Source organism: Magnetococcales bacterium, assembly GCA_015232395.1.
Classification (GTDB): Bacteria; Pseudomonadota; Magnetococcia; order Magnetococcales; family JADFZT01; genus JADFZT01.
In genome coordinates, this window is record JADFZT010000010.1 from 37,100 (window position 1) to 53,556 (window position 16,457).

Consider the following 16,457-nt stretch of genomic DNA (forward strand, 5'->3'; position numbering starts at 1 on the left):
GATGGTTTCTGGGTAAGCGAAATTCCCTGCAAATTCGGAGTATGGTTTCCTTCTTATGAAGGTTCCAGCACGATTTTACCGGGGGGACAAAACAGCGGATGGGGCCATTGACGGGAAAGATGAAAAATTTATTTCAAAAGCCCAAAGGCAAAAAGAGTCCCAGGAAGGGAAAAAAGAGCAAAAAGAAGCCATTGATGGGGGGGCTTAATAAGCTGTTTCAGCCTTTCAAACGTTCATCTGTGGCCAAAAAAAGAAGCAAGGCTGAAAAATCGCCTGTCGTGGAACAGCCCTCCCTGGATGTGGTGCAGCCCTTATCCGAGGTGCCACCCCCTCCAATCCATGAGCCCCTCTCCACAGCTGCGTCATCCCAAGAGCCGGAACCGTTATCAGCAGCTCCTTCAGCGGTGCCGGATGTTTTTTCCATGGCGGAAGAGTCTGCGTCCCCCTTGGAGCAGTTTTCCATGGCGGAAGAGTCTGCGTCCCCCTTGGAGCAGTTTTCCATGGCGGAAGAGTCTGCGTCCCCCTTGGAACAGTTTTCCATGGCGGAAGAGTCCGATTCTCCTCCAGAACCATTTTCCATGGGGGAAGAAACTTCCTCCCCCCTGGAATCGTTTTCCATGGAGGAAGAATCTTCCTCCCCATCAGAGACCCGCTCACCCTTTGAACAGCCGCCAGTGGATGTGTCTTCTCCGACCCTGGAACAGCCCCTCCCGGTGGAGCAGGCCACCACCCTGGCTAATCCACCACTGTCCCGGGAAAAACAGCCCGTTGCCGCCAAGAAAAAAGCTCAGGAAAAGCCCACCTCAAAGTTAAAAAATCCCTGGATGGGAAAGATCAAAATGCTATTCAAGGGGCGTGGCAAAACCACCGGAAGCGGCCTGCAACATCTCCAAGCTCGGGTCACAAATCTGTTCAAGGGCAAAGGGCGATTTTCCGACGATCAGGTTGGCCTCTTTTGGGGGCGGGATTGGATCAGCATGGTGGGGGTGACGGGGCTGGCCAGTGGAGATATCCAGCTGAAACTGGCCCTTCACGAAACCTTTGCCCAACCTGAGGATCGGAGCAAAAGGCTTTTTGAATTGGGAGTGACCCACCAGATTCAAAAAACCCCCCTGCATCTGGCCTTGGGAACCGAGCAGTACGATCTGTTTCCCCAGGAAGCGGTTGATGTTCCCCAGGAAGAGATGGCCATGGCCATGCGTTGGCTGGTGCGTAATCGCCTGGACTATCCGGTGGAAGAAGCGGTGGTGGACTGCTTTGAAATTCCCGAAGCGGGGGGGCAGTCAGCTGCAGCGGCTACCAAAAAGGTCTATGTGGTGGCTGCCCAGCGGGAAGTGGTCAAAAAATGTGTCGATGCCCTGCAACCCCCCCGGCTGAATCTGCAATCCATCGAAATTTTGGAGTTGGCCCTGAACAACGTCGCAGCCAGGCTGCCGGAAAGCGAGGAGGGGGTGGCGCTGCTCTATCTGCCCCCGGGGGAGGAGACGGGTATTTTGCTGGTTTCCCGTCAGGGCATGCTCCATCTGGTGCGACAAGTGGGAGGGGTCTCTGACGATGCCATGGATCTGGGTATCGACCCGGGGGATGCCCTGGGGGGGGAGAGCCAACGCTCCCTGGACTATTATCAAAACCATTTTGCCAAGCCGCCGGTGGCGGCACTCTATCTGATTACTTCACCAGAAAATGAAACCCGCCTGGCTCCAGCCCTCTCCCATCATCTTAAAGTTCGGGTGAAAAATTTTGAGCTGTCGACACTGCTGAAAGTGGATTTGGAACTGGCTCCGGAATTGCATGCTTATCTCTTTCCAGCATTGGGAGCCGCTTTGCGCTCCACGGGTTAAAGGTCGGAATAATGGGTCAGCAGCAGCGCATCAATCTTTATGAAGAGACCCTGCGACCGGTCCAGGACTGGGTGGATGCTGTTGTCTGCATTCGGGTGGTGATAGTGGCGGTGTTGGTGTTGGGGTTGGCGACTATTCAGATAAAGGTGCAAGCCGACACCTTTGCCAAGGAAGTGGCCGCTGTCGCTGAGGAAGAGGCGGAGATGGCGGACCGCCTGAAGCGTCTTGCACGAAAATATCCGCTGCCCAAGAAGGATCCGGAGCTGGCTAAACAGATCGATCAGCTTAAGGAAGATATCGCCACCTGGAGTAAGGTTCAGGAGCTGCTTTTTGGTCGTCGTATGGGTAATCGGAAAGGGTTTTCCAGCCACTTTTCCCAGCTGGCAGCCCAAAGATATCCCCATCTTAGGCTCACCCAGGTTGATTTTCTCGATGGGGGTCGCAACTTGGTGATCGGTGGGCGGGCAGAACACAATCAGGCCATTTTGGATTTTGTCAAACAGCTGAGCAAAAAACCGGACTTTCAAAAGAAGGTTTTTCCCTACTTTCAGCTGGACAGGGTGGCAGGAGCGACCCCCGCCCAGCCGATGCTGACGAATTTTGTACTCTCCACCAATCTTCAGGGATTGCAGGTCGCCGTGGAGCGCAACAAAGAGGTGCCCGAGAGGGTGGTTGGGGCGGGTGATTCATTTGTCCAGGCCATCGAACAGGCCAACCAGGAAAATTCTGTCATCAACGCCAAGCAGACGGCGATTTTAAAGGGTATCAGCAAAAAATAGGGCCTGCAGGGCTATTTAAAGAGGTCTCTTGAACGATCCGACAGGGATGCCATTTTCAGGATAGACAGGTCATTGGGCAGGGTTTGATGGGCGTGGGGACTCAATTGGCAGAATACAGAAAGCGGTTCGACAATCTGCCCCGCTCCAGGCGACTTTTTCTCCTGATGGCGGTACTGCTGTTTTTGCTTTTGGGTTGGAAACGTTCTTTTTTTACCGATCACCAGCTGGCAATCCAAGGGATGAAGGCGCAGCAGATCGCCCTGAAAACCAAGCTTGAGGAGGAAAAACTCCAGGAGGCCCGGATTCTTAACCGGCCCAACGTGGATCTCGATAAGGAAAATCGCAAAGAGCTGAAAAAACTTCAGAAAAAAGTTTTTAGGCTGCGGGCCAAGTTGGGTGAGGATGCCGGCACCCTGATTTCGCCGGAACAGATGCTGGAGGCGTTAAAAACCCTGGTGGCCAGTGATGGGAATGTGACCCCGGTCAGCCTTGTGGCCAAGAAGGTCAAACCCATCAACCGGGAGAGCCTCAATGTGGTCCAGGGCACCGCCACCACCAAGGATTTTAAAGCGGTTCTCTATCGCCACGATATCGAGTTGGTGGTGGAAGCCGGATATCTGAACGTGCTGAAGCTTTTTCAAAAAATCGAAGGGTTGGAATGGGTCTTTTATTGGGAGGAGGTGCGATTCGATGCGGTTGATTATTTGGCCACTCGGGCCTCCATCCGCCTTTTTACCTTCAGTCTTGGCAAGGGTTTGATCGGTGGCAACTCCGGAGGGTGATCCTTTGAGGCGGCTTGTTTTTTCCGGGGTGTTGAGCCTGGGCGTGCTGGGTGCTGTCGGCACGATTCAAGCAGAGAAGCTGTTCGACCCAAGCCTGCCTCTGGCCGGGGAGATCGCGCCCGTTGAATCCCCCGACGAAGATGAAAATGACGGACTCTACCCGGCTTGGCTGCCCGAAGAGCTGGGAACAGAGGAAACCGCCGATCAGCCACCCCAGCCGGGGGATGTGTGGCGTTTGGATTTTGTGCGTGTTTCCGGTACGGATCGACTGGCCATCATCAACGGCCAAAGAGTCCGGCTGGGAGAGAGCGTGGATGGGCTCCTGGTGGAAGAGATCGACACCCAGGGCGTCAAGGGGCGGGTGGGTGAGGAGAGCATTGAACTATTCTGGAAGGTGCTGAAAAACAGTCAGCGGATGCAGATTAAAAAATAACCCTGATGGGGGCTGCCCTGGTAAATAAACCAACAGGGTCTATCCATCAGATGGAAAACCCCGAATCCGATTTCAGGGGAGATACCGCATCCGGTTTCAGGAAAAATCCTGAAGTGGATTGGTTCTGCGGAAACAAGAGGTTTTATCGACCATGGCAAGCAGGCAGGAAACCAAAAGCTCACCGTCAGGCAGACCATCGTGGATGGCCACAGCCTGCGTGGGGCTCATGCTGACCGCCTGTGTCACCGGCCAGGAAAAATTATCCAATGAGGATATCTTTGCCGATGTCGTGCCGGAGTCCATCGCCCCGGCAGCCCCCCTGGGAGCCCAGCTGCCCAAAAGCGTCGCCAAGGCCCTGGAGTATGCTCCCAGCGTCGATGATCAGGCCATCGGCAGCCCCAAGGAGCCCCGTTATGATGTGATGGTGGAGAGTCTCTCCCCCCAGGCTTTTTTCATGGGGGTGGTGGAGGGGACCGGTTATAACGTGGTGGTGCATCCCCGGGTGCGGGGGGCTGTTACTCTGCGTCTCTCCCGGGTCACTGTGCCTGAGATCATCGAAACCGCCTGCCGGGTCTATAACTTTGACTGCCAGCACTCCGGGGTGGGCTATATCGTCTCTCCGGCCATTCTGCAAACCCGTCAATATCATGTGGACTATCTGCGGATTCAGCGGCGGGGCATGACCCGCACCAAAATCAGCTCCGGACAGACCGCCACAGCCAGCTCCAGCGCGGAGGATCAACAGGGCAACACCACCGACTCCAATGTCGAAACCATATCCGGCAGTGAGGTGGTTACCGATCAGCAGTCCGATTTTTGGAACGAATTTTCCTTTAACCTTTGTGGCATCCTGGGGCTCATCGGCCATGGCTCCGAGGGAGAAAATGCTGCGGGTCAAAATCAATCCACCGCCACATCCGGCTGGAACACCCTGCCGGTGGATACCACCCTGCTGGGGTGCAACCAGGCGGCCAGCCAAAGCAACTCCCGTATGAGTCGCTGGGTGGTGATCTCCCCCCAGACCGGCAACATTGTGGTTCGGGCCTACCCCGACGAGTTGCGCCAGATCGAAACCTTTATCGACAATCAAAAAGGGGTTTTGGAGCGCCAGGTGATTCTGGAAGCCAAAATCCTGGAAGTGGAGCTGACCGACGGTTTCCAGAGTGGGGTCAATTGGACCGCCTTTTTCGATAGCCGCCATGGGCAGTCCAGCGTTGGCATGACCGGTGGAGGCTCCTCCCTGGGGGATAATGCGGTGAGTTCCCTCTTTTCGGATAATACCAGTCAGCAGTTCAGTGCGTCGGGCCTGGCAGACGTAACCGCCAACAGCGCTTTTGGTGGGACTTTTTCCATGGCGCTGGCCTTGGACGACTTTACCACCTTCATTGAGCTGTTGGAGACCCAAGGGGATGTCAAAGTGCTCTCCAGCCCCCGGGTATCCACCCTCAACAACCAAAAAGCGGTGATCCGGGTGGGGCAGGATGAGTTGTTCGTCACGGATCTCAATTTTTCCACGGAAAGCGATGAGGTCAACCTGACCACGACCTATACCGTGACCCCGGAGTTTACCACCTTTTTTTCCGGCATCGCCCTGGATGTGACCCCCCAGATCAGTGAGCAGGGGCAGGTGATTTTGCACATTCATCCATCGGTGAGTGAGGTGACCATCGATGAAAAACAGCTGACGGTGGGATCCAATCTGCAAACCTATCCCTTGGCGCTCAACCGGGTGCGGGAGTCGGACACGATTGTGCGCGCAGCCAGTGGGGAAGTGGTGGTGATTGGCGGCTTGATGAAAAATGCCACGGTGGATCGGGATGCCGGGGTGCCGGTGTTGAGTGATATCCCGCTTCTGGGCAAGCTTTTCACCCACGAGCAGCAGAGCATCAAAAAAACCGAACTGGTGATTCTGGTGCGTCCGGTGGTGGTGAAAAATGCCACCGACTGGAAACAGGAGGTGGATCAATCCATCAACCGGATGCGGCGCATGCAGATTCCACCCACCTCTTCCTGGAATCAAATCCGGCCGGTCAGCGATCATTCAGGTGCCGTTGAATCCCCCTTGCCAGCCGACTCGGCCATTGGGAAGAGCACCCCCGGCAATCGATTCAAAGGGCGCGCTGTGGAGGAGGGTGGAAAACCCATTTTCCACATGGCACCGGTTGAATCCAGCACCATTTCCGGGAATGGCCGGACACCCCGGGATGACCCGCTGACTGCCTATCCAGCCGATGATGACAGCGAGCTTGCAGCGGCCATGGATGAGGTGATGGCAGGTGCCAGCTTGGCTGTGGTTGAACAGAAAGTTCCAGGGATGGCTGAAAAGAGATGATCCGTGGCCAAGCTCTTTTGGATCAGGCTTTGAAACGGCCTAAAACCTGTAGGCTGTGACGGGGAGCGCCATGTATCTCGACCATTTTGGACTGAAGGAAAGTCCCTTCGGGCTCACCCCGAATACCCAGTTTCTCTTTCAGAGCAAAGGGTATCGGGAGGCGTTGAATGTGATCCTGTTCGCGCTCTCTTCAGGGGAGGGATTTGTCAAGATTGTCGGGGAGGTGGGGTGTGGCAAGACCTTCCTCTGCCGCAAGGTGCTCCACCAGCTGACCCATCCCGAATATGTCACCGCTTATCTCCCCAATCCGCTGCTCTCCTCCCAGGAACTCTACCGCGCTTTTGCCGGAGAGTTGGGGCTTTCTACCGATACCCGCAAGGGATTTCAATATCTGCTGAGGGAGATTACCCACCATCTGATTCAGCTGGTGGGCCAGGGCCGCAAGGTGGTGCTGCTGGTGGATGAAGCCCAATCCTTGCCGGATAAAACCCTGGAAGCGTTGCGGCTGATGACCAATCTGGAGACCGAACAGCGCAAGATTGTGCAGGTGGTGCTTTTTGGTCAGCCGGAGCTGGATGAGCGTTTGCGGCATAAAAAATTTCGTCAGCTGCGCCAGCGCATCACCTTTTCCTACACCTTACCCTCCCTGGATCGTGAAGAGACCCATCAATATCTTGCCGCCCGGCTGAAGATCGCAGGCGTGCCTGGTCACGCCCTGATCTCCTCCCGGGGGGTGCGTCTGTTGCATCAATATAGCGGTGGGATTCCCCGCCTGATCAATATTTTGGCCCATAAATCCCTGCTGGCTGCTTTCGGCAAGGGGAATCGAAGCGTGTTGGCCAGCCATGTCAAGCGGGCAGCCCAGGATACCGAAGGGGTGGTTTCCCGGTTGAATATGAATACCCTGTGGCTGACGCTCTTGGGCGCGGCGGGATTGGCCGGGGGGGCGGCCTGGTTCTATTTCCAGGGGGTGTTGCCGTGAGCTTGCCCTGTATCACTCTCCCGGGTGTGGTGTCATGAGCCTGGTCAATCAAATGTTGCGGGATCTGGATCAGCGGGGGGGGATTCCATCCCAGGGGGAAGAGGTCTGTTTTCCTTCAGGCATCGCCTTTGAAGAGCAGACCATGGGGAGAGCTTTTGGGGTTGATGGGGCGCTTCGGCCCTGGCTTTTGGGGGCGCTTTTTGCCGGGGGCTTGGGCGTTGCAGCGCTCCTGATGCAAGGGGTGTCTTGGGAGCCATCGCATTCCTTGGGGTCTGATTCGAACGATCAAGTGGCATCAGCATTTTTGGCCACCCAGCCATCTGCCAGTCAATCCCACACTCATGCTTCAAAGGACTCTTCCCAGCCCGTCATCATCGGCTCAGAGCCTGCTGTTATCCCTTCCCAGGCCCACCAGATGATCCAGGAGAGGGTGCATTCAGAGGTTCCAGATTTTCAGTCAGGGAAAGGGGGCATTCCCTCCACCCGGGCTTCTCTTTCCCCACCCACCAGAGAGCTCCAGGAGCAGGAGCTATCCACCCCGGAGCTTTCCCGGGCGATTGGTGAATTGTTGACCCTGGCCACCAGCTTGCCAAGGGTTGGGGGGGAAGGGTTGGCGGTAGAGGAAGCTTCCCGGCTGGGTGAACATTCCATCCCGAGGGAGCATCCTGAATCCCCGGAGTTTTTTAAAGCCACCTCCCTGAAACCAAGAGCCCCCTTTCTGACTCCCCCTGTTCTTGATGCCCCCTATCAGGGTTCTGCCAGGGCTGTTGCTGAGAATAACCAGCGGTTGCAAACCACCAGAGCCCAGGATCGAGGAATCAAAACAGCGGTCGTTCCCCTTGAAATATCCGAGGCGCTGATCTCCTCGGCTCTCTCCCTGTTTTCCGATGAACGGGGCGTCGTAGAGGAGGGGGGAGGGGTGGCCCTGAAATATGCTCCCAAACCCCAGTGGATAGGGGATGGTCGCCAGGTGAAGCAGGTTTCCCAGCCTACCGATTGGGAAAGATCCCGGCTTTTGGAAAAGGAGGCCACCCGCACCCGGGAGTCGGACCGGGCGATTGTTTTGTTGAAGCAGGCCTTTGAGGCGGACCCCGACAACCTTTCCGCAGCTTTGCGTCTGGGGGAAAAATGGCTGCTGGATCAACAGGTCAATCAGGCCAGATCCCTCTCCCAAACCCTGGAACACCACCACCCCCGGGCTGTGGAAACCCTTTTGCTACAGGTGCGTCTGGCTTTTATCGATCAGGATTCTGCAAAAGCCCAAACACTGTTTGTCCAGTTTCGTCAGTGGCAGATCGGCAGCTACAGCCGCTATTTTGCCCACTTGGCCTCCCGCTTCCAAAAAGGGGGGATGTTCGAAACCGCCGGAGAGATCTATCAGGCCCTGGCAGAGCAGGAACCCCGGCAGGGTAACTGGTGGCTGGGGTTGGCGATTAGTCAGGAGCGCTTGGGTTTTCCCAAGGAGGCCCAGGACGCCTATCTCAAGGCGAGGGCGGATCGGCGCATGAAGGGGGCGGTGGCTGAATTTATCGAGGAGCGGTTGGCTTTTCTCGCCAAAAGTCCGGTAAAGCGCCAGCCGGTAGAGAATTCCCCTTTGGCTGGCTGATTGGTTGGCTTTTGACCTTGGTCTCTCTGTCACGGATCTTTTCCCACGGATATCTCCGCCTCTGTTCCGGTCGTTTTTTCTCTCTTCTTCTGTTCCTGGGATCACCGCCCTTGATCTCCATGCTTGCCACTTCCACACCTGACCCTGTTATGATCCATACGGCTGATTTTATTGTTTCCACCTGACCTTTCAGGGATTCATTCCATGGCTGTGACCCAAAAACTCGCCAAAACCCACGCCAAGTCCGATAAAAGCAGCTCTCCCCCTCGATTTAAGCTGGGGGACATGTTGGTGGAAAAGGGCAAAATCACCCAGGAGCAGCTTCTGGAGGCCCTGAAACACCAGAAAGCCCAGGATGTTCGCCTGGGAGAGGCCCTGGTGGCCCTGGCGTTTCTTACCCAAAAACAGCTGGACGACTTTTTGGATACCCAGCGCAAGCAGGCTTTGGTAGGGAACCTGCTGGTTCGGGCGGGAAAAATTACCGAAGAGCAGCTTGGGGAAATTTTGGCTGAGCAGAAGCGGACCAAATGCCGCTTTGGCGAAGCTCTGCTGCGTTTGGAGGTGATGGAGGAGAAGGCCTTTTCCCAGTTTTTGGCGAGCCATCTGGGGGTGCCTTTTCTGGATTTGATGGAGATGGAGCTCCAGGAGGCGGCGGTCAAGCTGTTGCGGGAGGAGGATGCCCGTCGCCTGCGGGCCATTGTGGTGGTGGACAACCTCAAAAGCGTCATCGTCGGGATGGTGGATCCCAGTGATCTGATGGCCTATGACGAGCTGGCCCAGATCATTCGCAAACCGATTCGCCTGGGGATGGTGATTGAGCGACAGTTTCACCAGGCCCTGGATCGGGTATTCAAAAAGACCGACCAGATTCAGGGGCTGGTGGAGGAGTTGGGGGATGAGGTGGATCGCAAACGCCTCGACTTCAACCAGTTCGTCCAGTCTGAAATGCTCACCGAGGCCCCGGTGATGCGGGTGTTGCAGACCATGTTTGAAGATGCCGTGCGCCACAGCTCTTCGGACATTCACATTGAGCCGGGTCTGGAGGTGTTGCGCATTCGCAAGCGGGTGGATGGGGTGCTCCACGAACAGGTGTTGAAACAAAAACATATCGCCCCCTCCCTGATTTCCAAGCTCAAGCTGATGGCTGGTCTGGAAATTTCTGAACGCCGCCTGCCCCAGGATGGGCGCTTCAGCATGCGGGTGGATGCCTTGGATGTGGATGTGCGTATCTCGACCCTGCCCATTCAGACCGGTGAATCGGTGGTGATGCGGATTTTCAATCAGCAGGGGGCCAACATTCGCATCAACCAGGTGGGATTTCCCCCGGCCCTGCAAAACCGCCTGCGCAACTGGATCGCACGCCCCAATGGTCTCGTGCTGGTGAGCGGTCCCACCGGCAGCGGCAAGACCACCACTCTTTATGCCGCCTTGAATGAACTCAACGTCTCCTCAAAAAAAATCATCACCGTGGAAGATCCGGTGGAATATCGCCTGGATCGGATCAATCAGGTGCAGGTCAATTCCAAGATCGGGCTCACTTTTGCTTCGATTTTGCGCAACGTTTTGCGCCAGGATCCCGACGTGGTGCTGGTGGGTGAGATGCGGGATCAGGAGACAGCCGATCTGGCGATTCGGGCGGCTCTGACCGGTCATTTGGTGCTCTCCACCATTCACACCCGGGATGCCGCTTCCACGGCGGTGCGCTTGATGGATATGGAGGTGAAGGGGTATGCCGTGGCTTCGGCGCTGGTGGGGGTGTTGGCCCAACGGCTGGTGCGGCGGATCTGCCCCCACTGTGTAGCCCCCTATCAACCCAATGTTCAGGAGCAAGCGTGGCTTTCGACCATGATCCGGGATGAAAATCTCCCTCTGAAAGTGGGTAAGGGGTGCAAGCGTTGTCAAAAAACCGGCTATCTGGGCCGGGTGGCCGTGGGGGAAATGCTGGAGATGGATGAGCCACTCTCCCAGGCCTTGCAGATGAACGATACCGGGGCCTTTTTGCAGCGGACCGCCCGGCAAAAGGGGTTTGTCTCTTTGCATCAGGCGGGATTGCTCTACGCTCGGGGGGGGATCACCACTTTGAGTGAAGTGATGCGCCATTTTGGCGATCCCACCTTCAGCGACACCCCCCTGGCGAGCCAAACCACCGGAGGAAGTGGTCAAACCGTCCGTCCCACCCAAACCCTGCGCACCACCCAGGCTCCCCGGACTCAGAGCGTGGCTGGGGGGGGTGTTCCGGGCAGAACCCAATCCCCCACGGCCCGCAAAGCGCCATCGGCCCCCCAAACGCCGGTCACACAACAGGCCGCCCCAGTCGATGATGAGGATAAAACCGTAGTAGCCGGTCAGGCCCAGATCCCAACCCAAGCGCCTATCCAGGCCAAATCACGGATGATTCCAGGCCTGGATGATGAGGATAAAACCGTAGTGGCTGGTCAGGCTCAGATCCCAACCCAAGCGCCTATCCAGGCCAAGTCACGGATGATTCCAGACCTGGATGATGAAGATGACGATGAAGAGGATGCCCCCACCATGATTGCGCCAAAATCCTGATGAGGATGGAATGAGGTGCTGCCAATAGGGGGGGCTGCTCGTCATCATCACATCGGGACAAACTGAAAAGGCCTGTTTTTTTTCCGTGAAGCTCGGGCGGTGTCTGGCCGATGAATAAGGAGAAGTAGCGGCATTTCGCCTGTTTTTGGAAAAATGATGGGTGGTATGGGTGATGTGGATGGCCGGAAAGGGCCGGTGAATGGGGCGAGGTGAAGAGCTGGTATGAGAGCATTTCGTTTCAAGGGCCGGGCCAAGGACGGCAAGATCATCACTGGTGAGATGCCGGGGAATGCCTCTGGCGAGGTAGTGGAAAAGCTTTCCAATCAGGGCATCATTCCTCTGGAGGTGGTGGCATCGGAATCGGACAATCCCCTGGGATTTTTGCAGGGGTTGATGGATCGCAAGCCCGGCCTCGACGACATCATTCTTTTTGCCCGGCAGATGGAGACCCTGACCCGCTCGGGCATTCCCCTGGTGCGGGCGGTGGGCGGGGTGCGGGATGGGGTGCACAATCGTCTTTTTCAGAGGGTATTGACCCAGGTGATTGAGCAGATTGAAGGGGGGCGGGCTTTTTCCGCCGCCCTGGGTGAACATCCCAAGGTATTCAATAATTTATTTGTCAACATGGTCAACATGGGTGAGGAGAGCGGCGGCCTGGAAGAGGTGTTTGGCCAGCTCTACCGCTATATGGAAGTGGATCGGGAGACCGCCCGACGCATCAAGGCAGCCATGCGCTATCCGATGATTGTGATGGGGGCGATGGTGATCGCACTTTTTATCGTTTCCTATTTTGTCATTCCGACCTTTTTTGAATTTTATGAAAATTTTGACATGGAGCTGCCCTGGCAGACCCAGGTTTTGATCGATGTGTCCGAATTTACCGTGCAATATTGGTATTTTATCGCCGGGGGGCTGGTGGTGGGGATCGTTGGCTTTTTCCACTATATCGGCACCCCTGAGGGGGAACGCTGGTGGAGTGAAAAAAAATTACGCCTGCCCATTGTTGGCTCCATCATGCTACGGGGAACCCTGGCCCGTTTTGCCCGCTCCTATGCCATGGGCTCCAAAGCCGGGGTGCCGGTGCTCCAGAGTCTGAACTCGGTCTCTCAGGCGGTGGATAACGCTTATGTGGCGGAAAAGACCCTGGAGATCAAGGCCGGAATCAGCGAGGGGGAGACCCTGATGCAGAGCGCCTATGGCACCCGACTTTTCCCCCCTCTGGTGTTGCAGATGATGGCCGTGGGAGAGGAGACCGGGCAGATGGACCAGATGATGATGGATGTGGCGCTTTTTTATGAACAGGAGCTGGAATATGACGTCAAAGCCCTGACCACCCTCATCGAGCCCATTCTCACGGCGATGATGGCGGGGATGGTGTTGATTTTGGCAGTGGGTATCTTTTTGCCCATGTGGAATCTGGTGCAGATGGCCAACTGATTGGATTTTTTTTGGAGCGTTTCAATCCATTTCAGTGGATTGTTTTGTTGCGAAAAGTGTCTATGAAAGCAAAAGAGAAGCGTAGATTTTTTTTAAACGATGGCGTATTATATGAATGGCTCCTTGTGCAGTGGGTTGAGCCAAATATTCAGACTTAGGAGAGGTTCCATGAAAAACAGACCCGCAAATCGCCGCATCAACCGTAAAGAGGGCGGCTTCACCCTGCTCGAACTGATCATCGTGGTGATCGTCATCGGTATTCTGGGCTCCATGGCCCTACCCAAATTCGGCACCATCACCGACACCGCCCAAATCAACGTAGACAACTACGAAGATGCTGCTGAGGCCTCCCAGGATGCGTGCCTGGAAGCCACCAGCAACAACACCACCATCTGCGGTGCCAGCACCGATAAGATCAGCAGCGGGAATTAAGCTGTTCGGCAACCCTTTTCCAATGGGGAAAGGGGCTGGAGCAGAAGTGAATTTTTGGCTGGGGTAGTGCTTGGTTGGCATCTGAGGAGGAGGATAGCCTTTTTTCGGGTAGTCGGTCGGCAATAGATTCCCTCAAAGGGGTTTTCCCCAGCTGGACTGGAGTTGATCTGATAGATGAAAAGGGCCAAATCAGCCGGTTATCGAGATCAACAGGGATTCAGTTTTCTGGAACTGGTCATTGTGGTCGTCATCGTCGGCATTCTGGCGGCCATGAGCCTGCCCAAGTTTGGCTCCCTGGGACCAAGTGCCGCCAACGCCAATGCCGAATCGGTCGCCGGAGCCATCGGCGCTGCTGCGGCCAGCTATAACGCCCGCTGTGAAGTGGGCCTGGAAACCGCCTGCTCCGGCCTCACCTGTTCGGCTGCCATGGGGCTGTTGAGCGGTATTGATGCCGCTGATTATACCCTGGGCGGCAGTCCCGGGAATGGCTGCACGGTGCTTCACACCAAGGGGGATACCACCTATACCTCCGCTCCGATTCAGTAACCAGCTCCGGCTTTCCACAGTTGCCAGGCCCAGCAGGCTTTTCTTTCCAGGTTTGCTTGAGAGAGTCAGGTTAAGATGGCGGGCTTGGGGGTGACTCCTTCACCACCAGGGGGTGTGGCAGATGGCGAAACCAGGATCGCTCCTGAGACGTTCCAACCACCTTGATACCGAAGGCTTTACCCTCCTGGAGCTGGTTTTGGTGATGGTGGTTCTGGGGCTTTTGGCTTTTTCCGCCATTCCTCTTTTTCCGGATGGGGTGGACCGGGTGGCTGAAGCCCGGCGGCTGGCGGGGGAGATCCGCCTGGCCCAATCCCACGCCATGAACCGGGGGGAGCGCTACACCATTCTCTCCACCGGCGACAGCTCCTACGAAATCCGCGACAGCAGCAACAACCCCGTAGCGGGTAGCACCACCACCCTGAAGCGGGGCAGCCTCTCCACCTTCACCATCGAGTTCGACTCTTTCGGCTCTCCCACAGCCGGAGCCACCACCATCACCGTGACCGACAATGGCACCACCCAGGTGGGCGTAGCTGCCGACACCGGCTATGTGAGCGTGCCATGAATCATCCCCTCTCTCATCGCGGCTATACCTTTCTGGAAGTGATCGTGGTGATTGTGGTGATCGGTATGGTGGCAGCGGGTCTCTCATCGGCCATGGTCACCTCTTTGCAAAACCCCACCCTGAACCGGGAGGTGGCCCAAGCGACCTTTGTGGCCCAGCAGACCCTGGATACCATCCTCACCGACCGCCGCAGCGGTGATCCAGCCAAAGGGTATGACAACACCACCACTGCCTTTGCCACCACCATCCTGGCAGGAAAAGTCTTTACCCCTACGGTGACGGTGTCGGCTCAGGGTGCTGGTAGTAATGGTTGTCCAGCGGGGGCGGATTGCAAATTGGTGGAAGTTTCGGTGGTCGCCCCCGGGGGAGCCACGATTGAGGCCGCTACGTTGTTGATCGATTATGAGTGACAGGGGAATGACCATGATCCCATCACCAGAAAGGAGCTGGCCTGTTGCCGGTCGATTGAGGGGGAGAGAGTGGCTTGCCCCCCGGCACCAAGCCCGGCGCTTGGGATTTACCCTCCTGGAGATGGTGATGACCATCACGCTGCTGGCGGTGGTGACCGGCATGGTGTTGCCCATTCTATCGGTAGGATTTGAAACCTTTTTTCTCCACTCCAACATTCGAGAGAGCGACAGTCGTGCGCTTTTGGCTCTGGAGCGAATGACCCGGGAGTTGCGGGGGGCGGATCCTGACACCCTCGTCACCGGGGCCAGCTCCATCTCCTTTACCGATCAAAATGGTGCGGCGGTTTCCTTTGTACTGAATAACGATACCCTGATGCGGGGGGGGAGTATTCTGGCGGAAGGGGTGACGGCGCTGGCGTTTACGGTAAATAGTGGAACCTATGACACCACGGTACAGATCGATCTGACTGTGGAGGTGGGGGGGCAGGGGGAACCTTTCCGCACGACAGTAGGGATTCGGAACTGATGAAACCCACTACTGACAGTAAATTTATCGATAAAGGCTCGAAGTCGCCTCCAGAAACCCAACGGGGGTCGGCTTTGCTGATGGCTTTGGCTCTGGTGCTGGTGGGGGGGGTGCTCTCTGCCAACATGACCCGGATGTCGGTGGTGAGCCACGAAAGCAGCCGCAGCAACTATTCCGCCTCCAAAGCCCTCTATCTGGCGGAGGCAGGCTTGGAAGCGGCCCGTTTTGAATTGTTTGATTCCAGCTGCGCCGAAGCCAGCTGGACCATCAACTCCGGGGCTATTTCCGCCAGTGGTACCGCCATCGGTGAGTATATCGCCACTGTTACTTTCAATGGCGGCACCAACTGGACCCTCTCCAGCACCGGTTATGTCCCTTCCCAGGCCGAAGCCCGGGGTGTGCGAAGTGTGGCGTGGGATGTGGAGTGTGACAGTGGGGGGGCGGATGGGATGACGATTACAGCAGGTCCTGGGGGCTTGGAGGTCTCCAACAACGTCGATCTGTATGATGAGGGCGTTTATGTGGGGGAAATTCCCAATATTGATGGGGAATATCGAATTATTGATGATACGGCCACTCCCAGCAACGACCCCCCTGATTTGCCGGATTTACCCCCATTTATCGATATCCCAGCAGGCGGTAATGACGAAAGCCACAGCAACGATTGCTCCGTTTCCTTGGATGATTCCACTCATTACAATTCAATCAATGTAAGCAACAACTGTACCCTCGATTTTTCCACCAAGGATGGGGAATATCTGATTCGGGATTTTGATGTGGGCAACAATGTCACCGTTATATTTGCACCAGGCGACTACTATTTTGAAGATTTTGATACCGGGAACAATGTCACTTTTCAGATCAGCACCAATGATGACGGCTCACCAGGGCATGTCAACTTTTATATCGGAAATGAGGCGGAGATCGAAAATAATGCGACCCCCCAAGGGGGATCTGCCGAGGATATGACCATCTATGTTCACGATGGTGCCTCCCTTGAAATTGAGAATAATGCCCAGGTTTCTGCCGTCATTCGAGCCGGTGTCAATACGGAAGTTGAAATCAGTAACAATGGCGGGATAGAGGGGGCGATATTCAGTGAGGGCAGTGTGGAGCTCAGTAATAACGCATCTCTCGATTATAACCCGGATGCGGCTGACGCTCTTTTTTCTTCTGAACTGGCCACCTCTGTAAATTCCTGGAAAGAGCCCGGCAGCTGAATCCAACCTATCT

The 16,457-nt window shown here is 56.0% G+C and carries 15 protein-coding genes; all 15 read left to right on the forward strand.

Annotation, left to right across the window (positions count from 1 at the left end):
• Positions 1–278: 278 nt before the first annotated feature.
• The 15 genes from HQL52_04830 (at position 279) to HQL52_04900 (ending at position 16,444) form a co-directional block, all read left to right on the forward strand.
• Complete coding sequence (locus HQL52_04830; protein MBF0368765.1) at positions 279–1,841, forward strand: hypothetical protein; 1,563 nt, start codon at positions 279–281, stop codon at positions 1,839–1,841.
• Positions 1,842–1,852: 11 nt separating this feature from the next.
• The gene (locus HQL52_04835) at positions 1,853–2,620 is read left to right on the forward strand and encodes a hypothetical protein (protein MBF0368766.1); all 768 of its coding nucleotides are present in this window, start codon (positions 1,853–1,855) and stop codon (positions 2,618–2,620) included.
• A 104-nt stretch (positions 2,621–2,724) separates the two neighbouring features.
• Positions 2,725–3,402 (forward strand): hypothetical protein, encoded by a 678-nt coding sequence (locus HQL52_04840; GenBank protein MBF0368767.1) that lies wholly within the window; start codon positions 2,725–2,727, stop codon positions 3,400–3,402.
• 4 nt (positions 3,403–3,406) lie between these two features.
• Entirely contained in the window at positions 3,407–3,835 is a 429-nt protein-coding gene (locus tag HQL52_04845) for a hypothetical protein (protein ID MBF0368768.1), read from the forward strand.
• 202 nt (positions 3,836–4,037) lie between these two features.
• Positions 4,038–6,167, forward strand: coding sequence for a pilus (MSHA type) biogenesis protein MshL (gene mshL, locus HQL52_04850; GenBank protein ID MBF0368769.1), 2,130 nt, complete (start codon positions 4,038–4,040; stop codon positions 6,165–6,167).
• Positions 6,168–6,237: 70 nt separating this feature from the next.
• The gene (locus tag HQL52_04855) at positions 6,238–7,149 is read left to right on the forward strand and encodes an AAA family ATPase (protein MBF0368770.1); all 912 of its coding nucleotides are present in this window, start codon (positions 6,238–6,240) and stop codon (positions 7,147–7,149) included.
• Positions 7,150–7,183: 34 nt separating this feature from the next.
• Positions 7,184–8,755 carry a hypothetical protein gene (locus HQL52_04860; GenBank protein MBF0368771.1) on the forward strand — a complete coding sequence of 524 codons (1,572 nt, stop codon included), beginning with the start codon at positions 7,184–7,186 and terminating at the stop codon, positions 8,753–8,755.
• A gap of 285 nt (positions 8,756–9,040) precedes the next feature.
• A complete protein-coding gene (gene tadA / locus HQL52_04865) occupies positions 9,041–11,308 on the forward strand; it encodes a Flp pilus assembly complex ATPase component TadA (protein MBF0368772.1) in 2,268 nt (755 codons plus the stop codon).
• A gap of 222 nt (positions 11,309–11,530) precedes the next feature.
• Positions 11,531–12,745 carry a type II secretion system F family protein gene (locus HQL52_04870; GenBank protein ID MBF0368773.1) on the forward strand — a complete coding sequence of 405 codons (1,215 nt, stop codon included), beginning with the start codon at positions 11,531–11,533 and terminating at the stop codon, positions 12,743–12,745.
• Positions 12,746–12,913: 168 nt separating this feature from the next.
• Positions 12,914–13,177, forward strand: a complete 264-nt coding sequence (locus HQL52_04875) for a prepilin-type N-terminal cleavage/methylation domain-containing protein (protein MBF0368774.1) — start codon at positions 12,914–12,916, stop codon at positions 13,175–13,177.
• 174 nt (positions 13,178–13,351) lie between these two features.
• The gene (locus HQL52_04880) at positions 13,352–13,723 is read left to right on the forward strand and encodes a prepilin-type N-terminal cleavage/methylation domain-containing protein (protein ID MBF0368775.1); all 372 of its coding nucleotides are present in this window, start codon (positions 13,352–13,354) and stop codon (positions 13,721–13,723) included.
• A gap of 121 nt (positions 13,724–13,844) precedes the next feature.
• Positions 13,845–14,288, forward strand: coding sequence for a GspH/FimT family pseudopilin (locus HQL52_04885; GenBank protein MBF0368776.1), 444 nt, complete (start codon positions 13,845–13,847; stop codon positions 14,286–14,288).
• Positions 14,285–14,698: a prepilin-type N-terminal cleavage/methylation domain-containing protein gene (locus HQL52_04890; GenBank protein MBF0368777.1), complete on the forward strand. Its 414-nt coding sequence runs from the start codon at positions 14,285–14,287 to the stop codon at positions 14,696–14,698. The genes HQL52_04885 and HQL52_04890 overlap by 4 nt, the downstream gene beginning before the upstream one ends.
• Before the next feature lie 13 nt (positions 14,699–14,711).
• Entirely contained in the window at positions 14,712–15,224 is a 513-nt protein-coding gene (locus HQL52_04895) for a type II secretion system protein (protein MBF0368778.1), read from the forward strand.
• Positions 15,224–16,444 carry a hypothetical protein gene (locus HQL52_04900; protein ID MBF0368779.1) on the forward strand — a complete coding sequence of 407 codons (1,221 nt, stop codon included), beginning with the start codon at positions 15,224–15,226 and terminating at the stop codon, positions 16,442–16,444. The genes HQL52_04895 and HQL52_04900 overlap by 1 nt, the downstream gene beginning before the upstream one ends.
• Positions 16,445–16,457 lie beyond the last annotated feature (13 nt).